The organism is Arthrobacter livingstonensis, from assembly GCF_003219815.1.
In the GTDB taxonomy this organism is placed as follows: Bacteria; Actinomycetota; Actinomycetes; order Actinomycetales; family Micrococcaceae; genus Specibacter; species Specibacter livingstonensis.
The window spans coordinates 127,949-144,693 of record NZ_QJVD01000008.1; the positions used below are offsets into that span (position 1 = coordinate 127,949).

The window sequence follows — 16,745 nt, forward strand, 5'->3', positions numbered from 1 at the left end:
TTCCTGGCGGCGGTGCTTTAGATGCTCGACGGCGGCTGTTGTCAGTATGGGCTCATCGAAGAGGGCGCCGAAAAGTCTTCAGGGTGGCCGCCGGCCCAGGGAAGTACGGCCTCGACGGCGGCGCCCAATCTGAAAACTGTGGCATCGTCAAACGGGTGGCCCACGATCTGTACGCCTGTGGGGATGCCGCAGTCGGCCATGCCGCTGGGGACGGCCAGGACGGGGCAGCGGTTGGCGATGTTGAATGGGGCCGTCATGTGCCCCTGCCAGTAGTGCTCCAGGCGTTCGCCGTTGGCGTCGATCCCGTCCAGGTACATGCCGTCCGCCTCAAGCGCGGCCACCGCGGAGGCCGGACAAATCAGCGCGTCGAAGCCTGCCATCGCATCGGCCAGCTGTGCCTGGAGCAATGTCTCAGACCGAACGCCATCCAGAAAACGGTTTTGCTCTGCGGCCTGCCGGGCGTCGGACATGAAGCGCCGGGTGTAGGGGGCCAGCCAGCCCTCCGAGCCCGCAGTTTCATCCTCCATGGCGGGCCCCAACAGGTAGCCGAAGTGCGTGAACATCATCCGGCTGATGTTCTGTGAGGTCCAGGGCAGCTCGATCTCCTCCACCATGGCGCCGGCGTCGCGCAGTGCCGCGGCCACCCTGCGGGTGTTGGTCTCGACGTCGGCCGCGACGGGGTAGTTGCCCAGCCTGATGCACAGGGCAATCCGCATCCCGGCCCCGGTTCCCGAAGACGGGGCCAGAGCCGGCGCATATGCCAGGGAAGCGTGGTCGCCGGGGTGGCGCCCTGCCATGACGTTCGCCAGGAGGGCGGCGTCGGCCACAGTTCGGGCCATGGGCCCGTCGCCGCGGTAGTGGTCGGCTGACAGCGGGGCCAGGCCGGGAATTCGTCCGTAGGGTGCCTTGAAGCCTACGTTTCCCGTGAACGACGCCGGCAGCCGGGTTGAGCCCGCTATGTCCGAGGCAGTGGCCAGGGTGGTGAGACCGGCCGCGAGGGCGGCACCGGCACCGCCGGAGGATCCGCCGGGGGAGTACTGCCGGTTCCAGGGGTTGCGCGTCACGCCCCACAAGGGGCCGTGGGTGACGGTGGCGCAGCTGAATTCGGGGGTGGTGGTGCGGGCGTGGATGATGCCCCCGGACTGCAGGATCCGTTCCACGACGGGGTGGTTTTCCGTTGCACGTTCATGCTGCCTGGCCACCAGGCCTTGGGAGAGTGTGCGGCCCCGGATCCCGTGCTTTTCCTTGGTGGCCACGGGGAGCCCCAAAAGAGGCGGGAGGTCGCCATCGCGGGCATAGCGGGAGGCCGCGTCCCGCGCGGCTGGCATGGCCTCCTCGAACAGCGTCTCTGTAAAGGCGTTGATGCCGGCGTTGACGGCATCAGACCGGGCGATGATCGCCTCCAGCAATTCCACGGGGGACAGTTCGCGGCTGCGGAACATCCCCAGGGCCGTTGCAGCGTCCAGATAGTGCAGTTCGCTCACGCGACACCGCCGGCAGCGCTGGTTCCTGCGACTGCCATTTCCGAAGTGGCGAGTGCGCCGTGGACCAGCTGGCGGGCCACGCCGGTGAGCATGTCCAGTCCGTCGGCCATGTCGGCATCGGTGCTGAATTCCCGTTCGCAGTGCGAGACGCCGTCGACGCTGGGGATGAACAGCATGATGGAGGGCACCATGGTGTTCATGGCGACGGAGTCGTGTCCGGCCATTGTTTGGATGCGCCGAGACGATAACCCGATGCTGTCCGCCACCTGGGCGGCAAGGTCGATCCCGGCTTCCGGGAACCGGCGGATCGGGCGGATGTCGAAGTCCTTGACGTTGACCTTGATGTCGTGGTCGCGGGCAAGGGCATCGATGTCCCGCAGGAGGCTGTCCCGCGCCGCCTTGACGACTTCAGGGTCGCCGGAGCGCAGATCGGCCACGAGGCGCACACGCCGGGCCACCACGATCGGTGAGTTTGGTTCCAGGGTCAGCTGTCCCACGGAGGAGACGAGGGCTTCCTCGGGGAAGTCCGCGGTGACGTCATGGACCATCAGGATGATCTTCGACGCCGCCACGAGGGCGTCGTGCCGGTCGGCCATGGCGGTGGCACCGGTGTGAGACTGCTCGCCGAGAACTTCGATGTCCAGTTTTTGCGTGTACCAGCTCCTGTCCACGAGCCCGATGTTGATGGATTCGCGTTCGAGAATGCGGCCCTGTTCGATGTGGATTTCGGCGTAGCCGGCCACCTCGGGCCCGTTATCGGTGCCGAGGTAGCCGATGCCGGCCAGTGCCTCGCGCACCGAGACGCCCTGCAGGTCGGTGACGTTGAGCATGGCCTCCCGGTCGAACAGTCCGGTGAACACCGAACTGCCCATGACGCTGGGGGCGAAGCGTCCACCCTCCTCGTTGAACCAATTGACCACGGCCAGGTTGAACCGCGGGGCCATGCCGGATTCGGTCACCTCGGCGTCGATGGTGCGGGCCGCGTGCATTGCCGCGATGACCCCGTACGCGCCGTCGAAGCGGCCGCCGAGCGGCTGGCTGTCCAGGTGTGAGCCAATCACGACAAACGGCGCGCCGGGCGTCCATTCAAGCAGGCCGAACATGTTGCCAATTGTGTCCACGCGCAGCTCCCAGCCGGCATGGCGCACCCGGCTGGCAAACCAGTCGCGGGTCCGGGCGTCGTCGGGCGTGGCGGCCTGGCGGTCCACGCCGTTGTTGGCCGTGGCGCCGATGGTGGCAACGTGGTGGAAGTCTTTCAGGAATGCTGCTGTGCTCATGGGAAGTCCTTGTTCGGTGGCGAAAAATTTTGGTGGCGTCTCTAGCCCAGGCGCCCGCGGGTTTCGGGCACCTTGGTAAAGACCACCAGGAGAAAGACGACGGCGGCAGCCACCGCCATGTAGACCCCCGGGGCGTGCGGCACGCCGGTGGTGCCGACGAGGGCCGTACCGATGAACGGGGCGGTGCCGCCGAAGATCGCGTAGGCGCAGTTGTAGCTGATTGCCGCGGAGGTGAAGCGGGTCCTGGTGGTGAAGATTTCGACAAAGAAGGTGTAGCAGCCGCCACCGTAGATGCACAGCGGCAGCACGAAGAGCGCTTGGCCCAGAAGGGCCAGGGGGAGGCTGCCGCTGGTGACGAGCATGAAACTGGGCACGGACACGATGGCGATGGCTGCCGAGCCGGCGATCAGCATGGGCTTGCGGCCCACCCGGTCCCCAAGCCGGCCGAACAACGGGAGCAGCACGGCATACAGGGCCAAGGCGGCGGCATTGGTGAGAAGGGATTGTTCGCGGCTGAGGTGGCCGGTCGTCTGCACGTAGGAGACGAAGTAGGCGGAAAGGAAGTAGAAGCCCATGGCCGTCAGGCCCATGACGAAGATGACCTGGACCATCCGCAACTTGTTCTCGCGGAAGGTGTCGCGGACGGGACTGAATTCCTTGTTCCTGGCGGCTTTGGCGTCCTGGAAGGTGCGGCTTTCCTCGGTGCGGGTACGGATCCACACGCCGAAGAGTGCCAGGGGAAGTGCGAGCAGGAACGGCAGGCGCCAACCCCACGCCATGAAGGACTCGTTGCTCATTGACTGGCTCAGGACCAGGATCAACGTGCCGGCCACCACGGAGGGAAGGGCCGTTGCCGCAATGGTGATGTTGAGCCAGAAGCCGCGCTTGTTGACGGGGGCATGCTCAAACACGAACGACGGCGCACCCACGGACTCGCCGCCTGCCGAGAAGCCTTGGACAAGGCGACAGAGCACAAGCAGTGCCGGAGCCCAGGCCCCGATCTGCGCGTGTCCGGGCAGCAGGCCCATCACGGCTGTAGCACCGCCAATTCCGATGAGCGTGATGGAGAGCACGCCGCGCCGGCCGATTCTGTCGCCGAGTGCGCCGAAGAAGAGCCCGCCCAAGGGGCGGACCACAAATGCGACGCCGAAGGTGGCAAAGGTGGCCAACATGGCTGCCAGCGGGCTGTCGCCCGGGAAGAAGACATGGGACAGGGTGACGGCAGTCAGGCCATACAGGGCGAAGTCGTAGAATTCAATGAACTGGCCGACGCTGCCGCCCAGCAGGACACGCCTTTGCATCCTCGTCATCTTGTGGACCGGAGTCTTGACAGCCGCGGCTGCGTCCGTGGCCGTCACCGGTGTGGTGTCGTTCAAGGTCATGGTCGGCCCACCCGCTTCGCAGGGCGGGCATATCCGGAGTGGAACTGAACCATCGAATCTCCTTTGATCAACAGGGCCTCTTGGCGGGCCCCCTCGTCAGATTCCTCAACTGTGTGTGAGCAGCCCCACATCTGTCCAATTGATTGTTTTGACTTGATCAATAGATTTTCCTAATGCGGGCTTGATGGTGGGGCTGCCTCAGTCCTTTGCCGCCCAATACACCTGCGCGCAGGTTTCCTCGAACGCCAGCGCCCGCCGTGTGGGTTGCACCCCTTCAGGGCGCACCAGCATGACCTCGATGGGCGGGAAATCATCCGTCAAGGCCAGGGCCACCACCCTGCCGCCGGAATATGTGACGTCGCTGTGCAGCCGCTGGTTCAGGAGGGCGTAGCCGTGGCCCTTGGCCACAAAGGAGCGTACAGTTTCGTAGCCGGCAAAGCGGTGGCGGACATTGGGACGCACCCCTGCTGCGGCGTAGAGCTGCTGGTAGTACTCCCGGCTGTGCGGGAGGTCGAGCACCACGGAGGGTTCGCCGTCGAGCTCCTTCAAGGCGATTTGCCGGCTCGGGCGGGACGCGGCCGGGTGCCCGGCATGAACAAGAACGTGCGGGGGCACGCGTTCAAGCACCTGGTGGGTGAAGCCGCGGCCTAGGCCCAGGCCGTACATGAGGGCGGTGTCGCATTGGCCGTCCAGCAGGGCGGACTGGAGTTCGGCCAGGTCGGCCTCCATGAAGGACACCTCCACGCCGGGATGCTCCGTCTCGAAGGTTTGCAGGATGGTGGGCAGCCGGAAAGGTGCCAGGGGTGCGAAGACACCGACCTTTAGCTCGCCCACCAGGGATGTTCCCATCCCCCGGGCGGATTCGTAAAGCGAGTCGGCCTGTTCGAGGAAGACCTTGATGTCCAAGGCGAACTGCCGCCCGCTGCCCGTCAGCCGCAGTCCGCGGGTTTTGAGCCGAACAAAGAGTTGGGTGGATAGGCTCGCTTCCAGCTGGGCGAGCGAGGCCGACAGTGCTGATTGCGTCACGTGCAGCTGTTCGGCTGCGGCGGTCATGTTCTCCAGTTCAGCGACGACGGCGAAGTAGCGCAGCTGGGTCAGGGTGAAGGGCTTGGCCATGGCTCCATGATGCCACTTACGGCTGCCCACTCCGCAGACGGTGCAGAAGCAGTGCCACGTGGAGGGAGGTGCGGGATTCGGCGTCGCCCAGGTCCACGGCGAGCAGCTCCTCCAGCTTCGCAAGCCGGGCATAGAGTGTGGGCCGGCTGAGGTATCCGTTGCGGGCCATGGCGGCCTTGTTCCCGCCGGATTCCAAGTAGTGGCCAAGCAGGTCCAGGAGCCCGCCCCGGCCCTTTGCTTCGGCGTCGAGGATGCCGGCGAGCTCGGATTCGGCGAATTGCTGCACGCGCGGATCGTTGCGCAGCAGCGCCAGCAGGCCCCGGAGCCGGACGTCGGTGGCGCGGTAGAACGGCCGCCCGGGCCCGCGGAGGGTTGTAGCTGTTTCGGCGACGTGCGAGGCTTCGTTGATTCCTTCCGCCGCTTCAAGGAGTGTTCCGCGGAGACGGCCGACGCCGATTCTCCAGCGGGCGGTTCCCTCGCCTGCGTGGGCGGCCAGTGTGTCCGCCAGGCGGTCCAGGGTCGGCTCCTCGAGTTGTCTCGCGGGCAACGCGAGGACCATTCCGACCGCGCCGGATTGGATGCTCGCCGTCAGTGCACTGCCGGACATGGATTTCAGCGCCCGGGCAAGCAAATCGAGCAGCTCGCGTTCCTCCTGCTGTCCCGCGAGAGGGTCCTTGGCCAGGGACGCGGCGCCGGAAGTCGTGTTGCCGTTTGGTGTGGTGCGGAAGACGACGGGGAGGTAGAAGGAGGTGCGCTTGAGTCCAAGGGACCCGGCGCGTGCCAGGGCTTCTGCCTCGCTGAGTCCGCGGGGATTGCGAAGGATGTTGAGCAGGCCGGCCTGTGCCTGGTGGGTGAGTTCGCGTTGATCCCTTTCGGCCAGGCGGTTGATGGCCAGGGTCTGGGCTGCCCGTTCCAGGACCATCGCGGCCAGCTCGTCATCTCCTGCGGCAATGGGGACCACGAGCCGTCCCCAGAGCTGGCTCCGCACGCCGACGGGGACCTGCAGCCACTGTTCGTGGCCGGCGCGGGCAGTCCGGGCCGGGGAGGGGGTGGTGCGGGAGCGCCGTTCCCAGTCGTGGAGCAGCGCGGTGGTGGGCACCTGCCGTGCGGCGTAGGCCAGCACGAGGTGTTGGAGGTCTTCGAGGACGACGGGCGCGTTAATCAAAGCTGCGGCCTGCTCCACCACCTGCTGCGTTCCTGCGCTCTCCAAGCTGAGCTGTGTGAAGGCTTCGTGGACGTCGCGGGCGCGTTCAACCCTTTCCAGTTGCTCGGAGACGATCATCCGGTGCACGGTTTCAGTGATCGCCACGAAACGCACCCGGTGTTCGAGCGCAATGACCGGCAGCGCCGAGCGTTGGGCCGCCGTGCGCAGGGCCGCCAGGCTGCGGGTGCGCGGCCCTGCCAGCTCCACGATGAGACCCGCCGCACCTGCCTGCTCCAGCGAGCGGATGTACGAGGCCGTGCGGCCGGGTTCCTTCTCCAGCTCCAGTCCGGTGGTCAGCACCAGCTCGCCACCGGAGAGCAGTCCGGTCAGATCCAGCAGTTCGCTCACGTGGACCCAGCGAACGGGGGCGTCCAGCGCGGCGGTACCGCCCAGGATGGAGGGCCCGGCGTCGTGCAGTACGGCCAGGCCAAGGATGGAGCGGAGTGTCGGCTGCATTTACACAGTGTAAATCAAAGGGGGAATGTATTTACACTCTGCCAGTTATGGACTCGTTGCCTGGCGGGGAGACTGGGATCAATCACCACCGCGGGCACGAGCCCGGCAAGCACAGGAGAAGCATTGAACACCATCGAGCACTGGATCAACGGCAGCTATGTCCCGGCAGGGGAGCGCACGGCCCCGGTGACCAACCCGGCCACGGGCAAGGTCACCTCTGAGGTGGCGCTGGCGAGCGTGGAGGACGGCAATGCCGCCGTTGCCGCCGCCAAGGCCGCTTTCCCGGCGTGGCGGGACATGTCGCTGACCCGGCGCACGCAGATCCTGTTCGCCTTCCGGGAACTGCTCAACGCCCGCAAGGGCGAGCTGGCCGCGATCATCACCTCCGAGCACGGCAAGGTTCTCGATGACGCCCTGGGCGAAGTCAGCCGCGGCCAGGAAGTCGTCGAGTTCGCCTGCGGCATGCCACACCTGATGAAGGGCAGCTACACGGAGAACGCGTCCACGAAAGTGGACATCCACTCCGTCCGCCAGTCCCTGGGCCCGGTGGCCATTATCAGCCCTTTCAACTTTCCGGCCATGGTGCCCATGTGGTTCTTCCCGCTGGCGATCGCGGCTGGCAACACGGTCATCCTCAAGCCGAGCGAGAAGGTCCCAACGGCCGCGAACTGGATGGCGGAACTGTGGAAGGAAGCCGGCCTGCCCGACGGCGTGTTCAATGTCCTCCAGGGCGACAAGGTGGCGGTGGACACGCTGCTGACCCACCCGGACGTCAAGGCCGTCTCCTTCGTCGGCTCCACCCCCATCGCCAAGTACGTCTATGAAACAGCCACGGCCCACGGCAAGCGCGTCCAGGCGCTGGGCGGGGCGAAGAACCACATGATCGTGCTGCCCGACGCGGACCTGGACCTGGCCGCGGACGCCGCCATCAATGCCGGCTTTGGTTCCGCTGGCGAGCGGTGCATGGCCATTTCCGCCCTGTTGGCCGTGGGCGGAATCGCCGATGAGCTGGTGGCGAAGATCGCCAGCCGCGCCAATGCCCTGCGCACCGGCGACGGGCTGCGCGGCTGCGACATGGGTCCCTTGGTCACTTCTGCGCACCGGGACAAGGTGGCCGGCTATGTTGATGCCGGAGAGGAGTCCGGGGCCACCCTGGTGGTCGACGGGCGCACCATCGCACCCGACGCCGAAGGGGACGGCTTCTTTGTGGGTCCCACCCTGTTCGACAACGTCACCCCCGACATGTCCATCTACCAGGACGAAATCTTCGGCCCGGTCCTTTCCGTGCTGCGGGTCGACAGCTTTGATGACGCCCTCGCCATGATAAATGCCAACCCGTACGGCAACGGCACCGCGGTCTTCACCAACGACGGCGGTGCGGCCCGACGCTTCCAGAACGAAGTCGAGGTCGGCATGGTGGGCATCAACGTCCCCGTGCCCGTCCCGATGGCCTATTACTCCTTCGGTGGATGGAAGAACTCCCTGTTCGGCGACACCCACGCCCACGGCTCCGAGGGCGTCAGCTTCTTTACCCGTGGCAAGGCCGTCACCACCCGTTGGGTGGACCCCAGCCACGGCGGCATCAATCTCGGCTTCCCCCAGAACGCCTGACCCCCTCGCTGTTGCGGATTAACTAAAGAAGGAAACCGACATGACTTCCATCATCGACAACGGGCGCCAGGTCGGCGCCTCCGTGGACATCGACACCGCAGCCGCCCGGCGTGCGTACGAGCTCGACCGCTTGCACGTTTTCCATTCCTGGTCCGCCCAGGACCTTCTGGACCCCATGGTCATCTCGGCCGCCCAGGGATCCTGGGTCTGGGACGGGGAGGGCAATAAGTACCTCGATTTCTCCTCGCAGCTGGTCAACACAAACATCGGCCACCAGCACCCGGGCGTGGTCGCGGCCATCACAGCACAGGCCGCAAAACTGTGCACCATTGCACCCAGCTACGTCAACGAGGCCCGCTCAGAGGCAGCCCGCCTCATCACCGAGCGCACGCCGGGCGAGCTGAACAAGATATTCTTCACCAACGGCGGCGCCGACGCCAATGAGCATGCCGTGCGCATGGCCCGGCTGCACACCGGGCGGGCGAAGGTCCTCTCGGCCTACCGCTCCTATCATGGCGGAACGCAGCTGGCCGTCAACATGACAGGCGACCCCCGGCGCTGGGCCAACGACACCGCCAGCACGGGCACTGTCCACTTCTTCCCGCCGTACCTGTATAGGACCAGCTTCCACTCCACGACGGAGGAGGAAGAAAGCCAGCGCGCCCTGGAACACCTGGAACAGCTCATCGGCTTCGAAGGACCCGCCACAATCGCGGCCCTCGTTCTGGAAAGCATCCCCGGGTCGGCGGGCATCTACGTCCCACCGGCCGGCTACATGCAGGGCGTGCGCGAGCTGTGCACCAAATACGGCATCATCTTTATTGCCGATGAGGTCATGACCGGGTTTGGGCGAACGGGTAAGTGGTTCGCCGTGGAGCACTTCGATGTTGTGCCTGACCTGATGACTTTCGCCAAGGGTGTCAACTCCGGCTACGTGCCCCTGGGCGGGGTGGCCATCAGCCCGGAAATCGCCGCGACCTTTGGCAAACGCGTCTACCCGGGCGGCCTGACCTACTCCGGGCATCCGCTCGCCACCGCAGCGGCGGTTGCCACCATCAACGCCATGGAGACCGAAGGTATGGTGGACCACGCGGCCGCGCTGGGCACCGACGTCATCGGCCCCGCCCTCCGCGGATTCGCAGAGCGGCACCAGTCCGTGGGCGAAGTGAGGGGCACGGGCGTCTTCTGGGCGATCGAACTCGTCAAGGACCGCGAAACCCGCGAGCCACTGGCCCCCTACGGTGCCTCCAGCCCGGAAATGAACCAACTCATCACAGCCTGCAAGTCCCGCGGGCTCCTTCCGTTTGCGAACTTCAACCGCATCCACGTCGTCCCGCCCTGCAACACCAGCGTTGAGGACGCCACGGCGGGGCTGGAGATCCTCGACGAGGTCCTCGAGATCGCCGACGGCTTCGCCGCATAGAACGAGGTTCCAAAGCCCCCGGTCTCGGCACCGTCCGGATGGGCAAATGGATTTTCCCCTGCGAGTATCACGCAGGGGAAAATCCAATTGCCCATGTGCGTGCCCCATGCCTCCGTTAATGGGCACTAAAGTCGGCAGACAAGCGATGCCGTTCCTCTTGCATTCCCGGCTTGTCGAAGCTGTGCAAACCTGTGACCCTCCGTCGTGACAGGTGGCTCTCTTGAGTTCTGGACCGGTGGATGTGCGGTGGACCGGGCGAACCGCGGCACCTGCGGGGGCGCCTCGGCAGACGTCTTCCGGACGCAGGCAGCCGCATCACGGAAGAGCCGGCCCTTGGCGCACATGAGCCACACATGCCCGGCGACAAGGTTGTTGCGGACCCGCTGGATTCGGTGCGAATGGACCCGGGACGCCAGGACGACACAGCCAGGGGAGGCTTGCGGGAAGTCCGGGGCGATCGTGACAACACGGATGCCGGCGTCATCGTCATTGGCGACGGAGATGACCCGATAATTGGGGAGACTGAAGAGTGCCGTGGCCGCGGAAGGGCACAACTGGGTTGGCTGATTCAAGGCTCGAGGTTATTGACCTGGGAAGAATGCCAGACACATCCATCTCATCAGAGCAGGGCCATGGACCCCTATCTTGCTACGACGCGAACCCCGGTTTCACCACCAACCGCGAAGAGCCTACTGATCTAGTCTTAGAAGATCAGGGACGGCGTGAGGGGAGTCCTTGGGTTCATTGGCGATGGCAGCCAGAGATCAGGCCGTTGGTGTTCTCTTTGCTGGGATCCGGGCTCATCTGGATGAGGCTGCCGTATTCCGCGGTGGGTGTCGGTGGTGTGGGATTACATCGCACGTTTAGGTTTCATCGGACTGGTTGAAGCGGCGCTTGGCTACGAGTGTCAGTGCCATGAGGAGGCTCAGGACACCGGCGCTGCCGTCGATGAGTTCCCAGAAACCGGCACGCCAGCTAACGGTGGTCTCTATTTGTGCCGGGATTGCCTCGGCTGTCTTTGCCTTCGAGCAACTGGGCGCCAGTTCGACGGCGTGTTTCGCACCGTCCATTGTCGGTTACGGCTAATCGGACCCGATTCCCCATTGCTCGGCGGCTTCCAACCATGCGGCGTGTAGTTCCGCGCGGGCGGCGGGCATCACTGCATATTCAAACACGGCACGCTCCCATGAGTAGGCAGGCGGGCGATGCTCCCATGCCTCGCTCAGGGCCAACTGTGCCGCCTCGTAGCGGGGGGACGAGACGGTTGTATATTGTCCGTCCGGTTCCATGATGTCGGCGCCGTCACTCAGGTCAGGGAATGTGTCCGGACTTTTCGTGCCTGCAAGCTGTGCAGGATACCTGTGTGCCACGGCTGAGACCTTCGATTCAATGACTGGATCCTCGCTGAATGTCCTATGAACAGGTTATGAAAATCCCTGAAAGTTGGCACGAGTGGTGGGTACTCGTCTTCCGGTTACTCGAGTGGCTCGGAGGGCGGGTTCTACTTGGTTTATCCAAGTGGTGGCACCAGCAACTTTAGACAGAGCGATGGCGGCAGGGAGGACTCGGCAGGCATCCATGCCTCTTTGAGGGGTTTGATGCGTTTCGTCCAAGTCGGGGCGGTTTGGTCGAGGTGGTGGGCCGTTTAGATGGTGATTCCCGCCAGTGTCGCAGCCCATTGTGCATCTTTGAGTTTTGGGCTTCGTTGGAGTAGCGGCATCCCTGCTTTCAGTGATGTGCCGGCATAGTCGGCGAGCATTTTGATGGCGAATTTAAAATCTCTCTTGGCAGGGAGGGCCGAAAGAGCTGCAGCGAAATCGCGTCGTTCCGGGTCGTGGTCGCTACCGTGGGGGATATCGGTTGCGGTGGTCAGTGAGAGACCTGGCGCGGCCAAAAGCGCAACAACAGGATCGGACCTGTCGCATGGTCCGAGCATCACGCAAAATCCGGTTAGGTAATCACTACAGCGAAGTAGGCGAGTACCGCGATGATCGTCCACGACAGAAGCGCGACAATCAGAGCCCGCCACCCGGTAAGAACGAGCTCGACCAGTCGGACTGCGGTCCCCAGGCCGACAAGGGCGATTGCCAGGAGACCAGTTTGCACTGTCGATATTGCTTCGAGAAGCGGAACGGGGACGGACGCAAAGCTGCGGATCAGAATGGCAGCGATGAACCCGGCAACGAATAGCGGCACTAGGGGTGGTCGATTCCCTGCATCGAGTGCGCCGCCGCTGTTCCTTCTGACCACCGCTGACGCGATCGCCACCATGGGTGCTAGGGCAATGACTCGCGTTAGCTTTACCACGACAGCCACGGCCAGGGCTGCACTGCCCGCAACTTGCGCTGTCGCTACTACCTGGCCGACATCATGCACACTTGCTCCGACCCATTTGCCGTAGGCAATGGCATCAAGGTTGAGCGGGTGCCACAGCATCGGCAAGACTGCGATTGCCAGCGTACCGCATAGGGTGACGAGCGCTACCGGGGTGGCTGTTTCCTCGTCTTTCGCCTTAATTACCCCGCTCATTGCCCCAATGGCGGATGCTCCACAGATGGAGAATCCCGTGGCGATCAGCAATGGCTCATGCCCCGGAAGGCGGAACAGTTTGCCGATCCAAAGGGTTGCGATGAAGGTCAATACCAGGACAACAATGACACCGACGATTGGTTTCCAGCCCAGCCGCCCTACGTCCGCAAGACTGAGCTGGAAACCCAGCAGGACGATGCCGATCCGCATGAATCGACGCGAGACGAGCTTAAGTCCAGGGGCCAGGACGCCAGTGATCGACGCCCTCGCGAAGGGCAGTTGCGTACATATGATTCCTATCATTACAGCCGCAGTGAGTAGCGGTATGAAGGGGATAATTACATGCACTAGCCACGCCATGAGCGCCACCGCCGAAGCGAAGAGTGCACCGGGAACCCATGCTGTGCCGAATCGTGGCTTGTTGGTGCGAAATTTTGAAGGACGGTTCATCACGGGTATCGACTGTGAATCCATTTCTCATGCTCCTTACGTTGCGGTGGGCCCGGGATGTATCAAATCGCAGAAATTTGAAGAACGGCGACGGGAAAATTCAAGGCATCGGGTGTGCGGGTGCTTAGTGGGCTGGCGTCGGCAGGAACTACGCAGCCCATTGGAACTGGTCCGGAAGCGTTCATCTCTGCGCCGGAAGGCTTGGTGCGGTTCCATACTTTGACCATGTCACGGCCGACAATCACGCAGTAGCCGGGATTCCACCATTGGGGCATATGATGCTGATATGGTCGACGACTCCCCGGCAAGGCTGCCAGCCCATAAATGGCTGGAACTCTCGGCCGTGCGCCTGCTCGTGGCAATTGCTGACGCCGGCAGCGTTAGTGCAGGCGCCCGCATGATCGGCATGGCCCAGTCCAACTCCAGCCGGGCAATGGCGACATTGGAACGGCGCCTCGGTTACCCACTGCTAAACCGCTCCACCCGGGGATCGCAACTGACCACCGAAGGAGTGCTTACCGTTGAATGGGCACGAGAGATCCTCGACGCGACCGACAGGTTTGCGGCTGGTGCTGCGGCGTTGGCCTCACCGGCGGACACTGAATTGGTGGTGGGTGCCAGTATGACCGTAGCGGAGTATCTCGTGCCAGGCTGGCTCAGCACATTCCGGCACGAATGCAAGGACGTCCAAACCACTCTGCGCATCAACAATTCCCGCCGCGTCATCGAGGGGGTGCGCTCAGGGGAGCTGGCCCTCGGGTTCATCGAAACCCCTGACGTCCCCGGTGACGTTCACAGCATCCGCATCATGACCGACCATCTCACCGTTGTGGTCTCCCCTGAGCATCCATGGGCAGCACGCACCGAGCCGCTCACCCATGAGGTTCTGGCATCCACGCCGCTAATTGAGCGCGAGGATGGATCGGGCACCCGCGCGGCTCTGGACGCGACAATAGGGACCGAAAGGGCCCGGCCCATCGCCGAACTGAACAGCAATTCCGCGATTTGCTTGAGCGTCATGGCTGGACTCGGTCCGGCCGTGCTAAGCAACCTGACCGTACAAGGAGCACTCAGGGCTGGGCGGTTGCTCCAGGTCCCCATCACCGGTCCGCGCCTCGAACGCGACCTGCGGTGCATCTGGTTCGGGGTCCGCCGACCTGTGGGCGCCGCTGGACGCCTCCTCGACATCGCACTGAAAACCGCGCCGGCTTCGTGATCTGACCTCACACGGGCATTGGGCGGACTCCACGACGCAGGCCAGTCCATCAAGGGGCTCTACGCCGCAGAGATCGACCTGACCCCGGACATGGGCGGGCATTACCCGACAGACGGTATCAACCCTGGCCCCGCCCTGACATTTGGCCACATCACCGGGCGCGATCTGGCAAACGCCACGCACTACGAAGACGACGGCGGCACAGCCCCGACGAAGGCCCGGCCGTGTCAGTCCGGCAGCGCCCCTCCGTTAGGATCGAGCCATGACTACCGGCGACATCACCTTCCATACCCGCAAGTGGGTCCGCCCTGAAGACCTCAACGCCAACGGCACGCTCTTCGGCGGCAGCCTGCTGCGCTGGATCGATGAAGAAGCAGCGATCTACGCCATTGTCCAGCTTGGCAATGGAAATGCGGTCACGAAGTACATGTCGGAGATCAACTTCGTCTCCTCCGCAGCACAGGGCGACCTCATCGAAATGGGGTTGACGGCAACCCACTTTGGCCGCACCTCGCTGACCATGCGTGCCGAGGTGCGGAACATGTTCACCCGCCAGTCAATCCTGACCATTGAGAAGATCGTCTTCGTGAACCTGGGCAAGGATGGTCTGCCGGCTCCGCACGGCTACACGACCATTACCTACGACCGTGATCGCGTTCCGCACCAGCACCAGCACCAGCACCTCGGCGCCATCGCGACGTAGCCTCGGACCAGCGGGCCGAATCTCCAAAAATGCGGGTGAAGTCTGCCCTCGTTGTGGGCGGCCGGCGAATGCCTGGGGGCGCCGGCGGAATTCACATGCACCGGCTCACTCGATACTGCGTAACATGGCAGCTACGCAGGTCGCCGGCCTGCCATGATTGCGCGAACCGCGCGGGAAGAAGGAGTCACTTTGGACATGCGATTGGAATTGGTCCCCCTACCCTCGACCGATGTGGACCGAAGCAAGGCTTTCTACCTTGATCAGGTAGGTTTCATCCTCGATCACGATGTTGAGCCGGGTAACGGCATGCGTGTTGTCCAGCTGACGCCGCCGGGATCAGCTTGTTCCGTCGTGATTGGCGTGGGGATCAGCGATCCCCACGCAGCACCCGTGCATGGGCTGCATCTTGTGGTGGAGGACCTTGATGCCGTCCGCCGCACACTGCTCGGGAACGGGGTTGACGTGTCTGACGTCAGCGACATGGGTGGAGGCGTCCGGTATGCGTACTTTAGCGATCCCGACGGTAATTCCTGGGCCCTGCAACAAATTTCCGGCTAACCATACTTAGGAGAAAGTGCCCGAGGCCGAAGCAATTCCCTGTGGGGACCATCCGCGAAGGCGATATGTCACCGGAGCTTTCCAAGCGAACCCAAAGCGTCGAGACGGCGAGGACCAGTCATCGAACCCCTGGCTCAGTCCGGTGGTGACCCCGCTGTTACCTGCCAGACATGACCGTCCGGATCGGTGAAGGCGCCTGCATGACCCCAGGGCTGTTGCGTGGGTTCGGTGACCATCGCGCCGCCCGCCTGCTGTGCCTTCAGGACCAGTTCATCCACGCCTGATTCGCTGCCGGCTGTGATGCTGATGAAGCACTCACTATGGCTGCTTTGTGCAACCATGCGGTTCCCCACGACCCACCCAAAGCCTCCTGTCGGAATGAGCATGAGTCGGAGTCCGTCATTGAGACGGAACTGCAACGGCTCCGGCACGCCGTCGTCGGCAGGCTCGCCCACGGGGTGTAAACCAAGTCCTGTGGTGTAGAAGGCGAAGGATTTGCGGCGATCGGCAATGGGCAGGCTGACGATTATTGGTGAGCGCTTGATGCCTTCACTAGGGACCTGGGCTCAATAGACGCGGGGGCATCAAAAACCGTTTCGCGCCCGCCCTGGACAATCGACAATTCAGGAGTTCGCCGAGCGGGGATCGAGCTTTACATGCCGGGGCAGTCGACAACAACGCCGAAGTGCTGATCGACACCCTAACCCTCCCTTTCCCCGATACCGGCTACCCCGCACCCTTAACGGGCTTCGCATGGTCAATGAAGTCGCATCCGCCTCGACGGACCGCTCCGCGGCAGCCACCTAGGTTTGGCGCCACGGCAGTGCCGAAACAGCGGACAGGGACTGCCAGTACCCTGATCAACAGGGACTCCCGCGAACCGCCATAATCACATGGATCTGCCGGCGAATGTCGGACAGTCCCTCATCGTGTACGGGGCCGAGCCGGGGTCCGTGACGGAGAAGGGGCTGCGGCTTCTTTCCATTTGGGCCGCGGCGAACGAGCAGCAAGCGGAGGCTGAAGAGGCCAACCTCAACTCCTGAATCACGGACATCAGGCTTCTCCCACCAACGAGGACCCGTGAGAACCTTTGGCCTGCCGGACCGGGGCTGATCCTCGCAAACGCTGACACCTGGCGGGAATTCCACAGGTGACCGTCATATCCCAGTGGTTTCACTACCGCGTCTTGCGTCGGCGCTTCGCATCCATAGCGCCCAACAGACGGCGTTGGCGGCCCGGGAGCGGCGGGCCGGCAGGATGCAGGGATGGGGAACCACAGACGTTTTTGCAAATTGTCGCGTGTGTTGGCCTGCAGTTCACCCGGGCGGTGGTTGGA

At 63.9% G+C, this 16,745-nt stretch carries 15 protein-coding genes; 6 read left to right on the plus strand and 9 right to left on the minus strand.

The genetic code is table 11. The annotated features are described in order from the left end of the window. Positions 1-41 precede the first annotated feature (41 nt). From CVV68_RS09490 to CVV68_RS09510, 5 genes are all read right to left on the minus strand, one after another. A complete protein-coding gene (locus CVV68_RS09490) occupies positions 42-1,484 on the minus strand; it encodes an amidase (RefSeq protein WP_245933439.1) in 1,443 nt (480 codons plus the stop codon). After that, positions 1,481-2,761: a M20 family metallo-hydrolase gene (locus CVV68_RS09495; RefSeq protein ID WP_110500766.1), complete on the minus strand. Its 1,281-nt coding sequence runs from the start codon at positions 2,759-2,761 to the stop codon at positions 1,481-1,483. Before CVV68_RS09495 ends, CVV68_RS09490 begins: the two co-directional genes overlap by 4 nt. A 41-nt stretch (positions 2,762-2,802) precedes the next feature. Further along, positions 2,803-4,143, minus strand: coding sequence for an MFS transporter (locus CVV68_RS09500; protein ID WP_110500767.1), 1,341 nt, complete (start codon positions 4,141-4,143; stop codon positions 2,803-2,805). Between the two features lie 198 nt (positions 4,144-4,341). Further along, entirely contained in the window at positions 4,342-5,259 is a 918-nt protein-coding gene (locus CVV68_RS09505) for a LysR family transcriptional regulator (protein WP_110500768.1), read from the minus strand. Between the two features lie 16 nt (positions 5,260-5,275). Next, positions 5,276-6,919, minus strand: coding sequence for a PucR family transcriptional regulator (locus CVV68_RS09510; RefSeq protein WP_110500769.1), 1,644 nt, complete (start codon positions 6,917-6,919; stop codon positions 5,276-5,278). A gap of 123 nt (positions 6,920-7,042) precedes the next feature. On the opposite strand from CVV68_RS09510, the gene CVV68_RS09515 reads away from it, so the two are divergent. Beyond that, positions 7,043-8,530: a CoA-acylating methylmalonate-semialdehyde dehydrogenase gene (locus CVV68_RS09515; protein WP_110500770.1), complete on the plus strand. Its 1,488-nt coding sequence runs from the start codon at positions 7,043-7,045 to the stop codon at positions 8,528-8,530. A gap of 40 nt (positions 8,531-8,570) precedes the next feature. Beyond that, on the plus strand, positions 8,571-9,953 hold the full coding sequence (locus CVV68_RS09520) for an aspartate aminotransferase family protein (RefSeq protein WP_110500771.1): 1,383 nt from the start codon (positions 8,571-8,573) through the stop codon (positions 9,951-9,953). Positions 9,954-10,816: 863 nt separating this feature from the next. Here the strand turns inward: CVV68_RS09520 and CVV68_RS09525 are convergent. The 3 genes from CVV68_RS09525 to CVV68_RS09535 form a co-directional block, all read right to left on the minus strand. Further along, positions 10,817-11,023 (minus strand): hypothetical protein, encoded by a 207-nt coding sequence (locus tag CVV68_RS09525; protein ID WP_110500772.1) that lies wholly within the window; start codon positions 11,021-11,023, stop codon positions 10,817-10,819. Between the two features lie 575 nt (positions 11,024-11,598). Further along, complete coding sequence (locus tag CVV68_RS23150) at positions 11,599-11,892, minus strand: hypothetical protein (RefSeq protein ID WP_146238863.1); 294 nt, start codon at positions 11,890-11,892, stop codon at positions 11,599-11,601. An 11-nt stretch (positions 11,893-11,903) separates the two neighbouring features. Continuing rightward, entirely contained in the window at positions 11,904-12,932 is a 1,029-nt protein-coding gene (locus CVV68_RS09535) for a YeiH family protein (protein WP_110500819.1), read from the minus strand. A gap of 286 nt (positions 12,933-13,218) precedes the next feature. On the opposite strand from CVV68_RS09535, the gene CVV68_RS09540 reads away from it, so the two are divergent. The 3 genes from CVV68_RS09540 (at position 13,219) to CVV68_RS09555 (ending at position 15,409) form a co-directional block, all read left to right on the plus strand. After that, a complete protein-coding gene (locus CVV68_RS09540; protein WP_110500774.1) occupies positions 13,219-14,148 on the plus strand; it encodes a LysR family transcriptional regulator in 930 nt (309 codons plus the stop codon). A gap of 262 nt (positions 14,149-14,410) precedes the next feature. Continuing rightward, positions 14,411-14,851 (plus strand): acyl-CoA thioesterase, encoded by a 441-nt coding sequence (locus CVV68_RS09550; RefSeq protein ID WP_110500776.1) that lies wholly within the window; start codon positions 14,411-14,413, stop codon positions 14,849-14,851. A 189-nt stretch (positions 14,852-15,040) separates the two neighbouring features. Beyond that, complete coding sequence (locus CVV68_RS09555) at positions 15,041-15,409, plus strand: VOC family protein (protein ID WP_110500777.1); 369 nt, start codon at positions 15,041-15,043, stop codon at positions 15,407-15,409. A 134-nt stretch (positions 15,410-15,543) separates the two neighbouring features. Here CVV68_RS09555 and CVV68_RS09560 read toward each other — a convergent pair whose 3' ends face one another. Beyond that, entirely contained in the window at positions 15,544-15,954 is a 411-nt protein-coding gene (locus CVV68_RS09560; RefSeq protein ID WP_110500778.1) for a VOC family protein, read from the minus strand. 348 nt (positions 15,955-16,302) lie between these two features. Between CVV68_RS09560 and CVV68_RS23455 the strand changes: the two genes are divergently transcribed. Further along, positions 16,303-16,452 carry a hypothetical protein gene (locus CVV68_RS23455; RefSeq protein ID WP_170133138.1) on the plus strand — a complete coding sequence of 50 codons (150 nt, stop codon included), beginning with the start codon at positions 16,303-16,305 and terminating at the stop codon, positions 16,450-16,452. Positions 16,453-16,745 lie beyond the last annotated feature (293 nt).

Coding starts and splice junctions, on each gene's coding strand:
- CVV68_RS09495 (WP_110500766.1), bottom strand. CDS start 2,761: ATGAGCACAGCAGCATTCCTGAAAGACTTCCACCACGTTGCCACCATC.
- CVV68_RS09500 (WP_110500767.1), bottom strand. CDS start 4,143: ATGACCTTGAACGACACCACACCGGTGACGGCCACGGACGCAGCCGCG.
- CVV68_RS09505 (WP_110500768.1), bottom strand. CDS start 5,259: ATGGCCAAGCCCTTCACCCTGACCCAGCTGCGCTACTTCGCCGTCGTC.
- CVV68_RS09510 (WP_110500769.1), bottom strand. CDS start 6,919: ATGCAGCCGACACTCCGCTCCATCCTTGGCCTGGCCGTACTGCACGAC.
- CVV68_RS09520 (WP_110500771.1), top strand. CDS start 8,571: ATGACTTCCATCATCGACAACGGGCGCCAGGTCGGCGCCTCCGTGGAC.
- CVV68_RS09525 (WP_110500772.1), bottom strand. CDS start 11,023: ATGGACGGTGCGAAACACGCCGTCGAACTGGCGCCCAGTTGCTCGAAG.
- CVV68_RS09535 (WP_110500819.1), bottom strand. CDS start 12,932: ATGAACCGTCCTTCAAAATTTCGCACCAACAAGCCACGATTCGGCACA.
- CVV68_RS09540 (WP_110500774.1), top strand. CDS start 13,219: ATGGTCGACGACTCCCCGGCAAGGCTGCCAGCCCATAAATGGCTGGAA.
- CVV68_RS09550 (WP_110500776.1), top strand. CDS start 14,411: ATGACTACCGGCGACATCACCTTCCATACCCGCAAGTGGGTCCGCCCT.
- CVV68_RS23455 (WP_170133138.1), top strand. CDS start 16,303: ATGGATCTGCCGGCGAATGTCGGACAGTCCCTCATCGTGTACGGGGCC.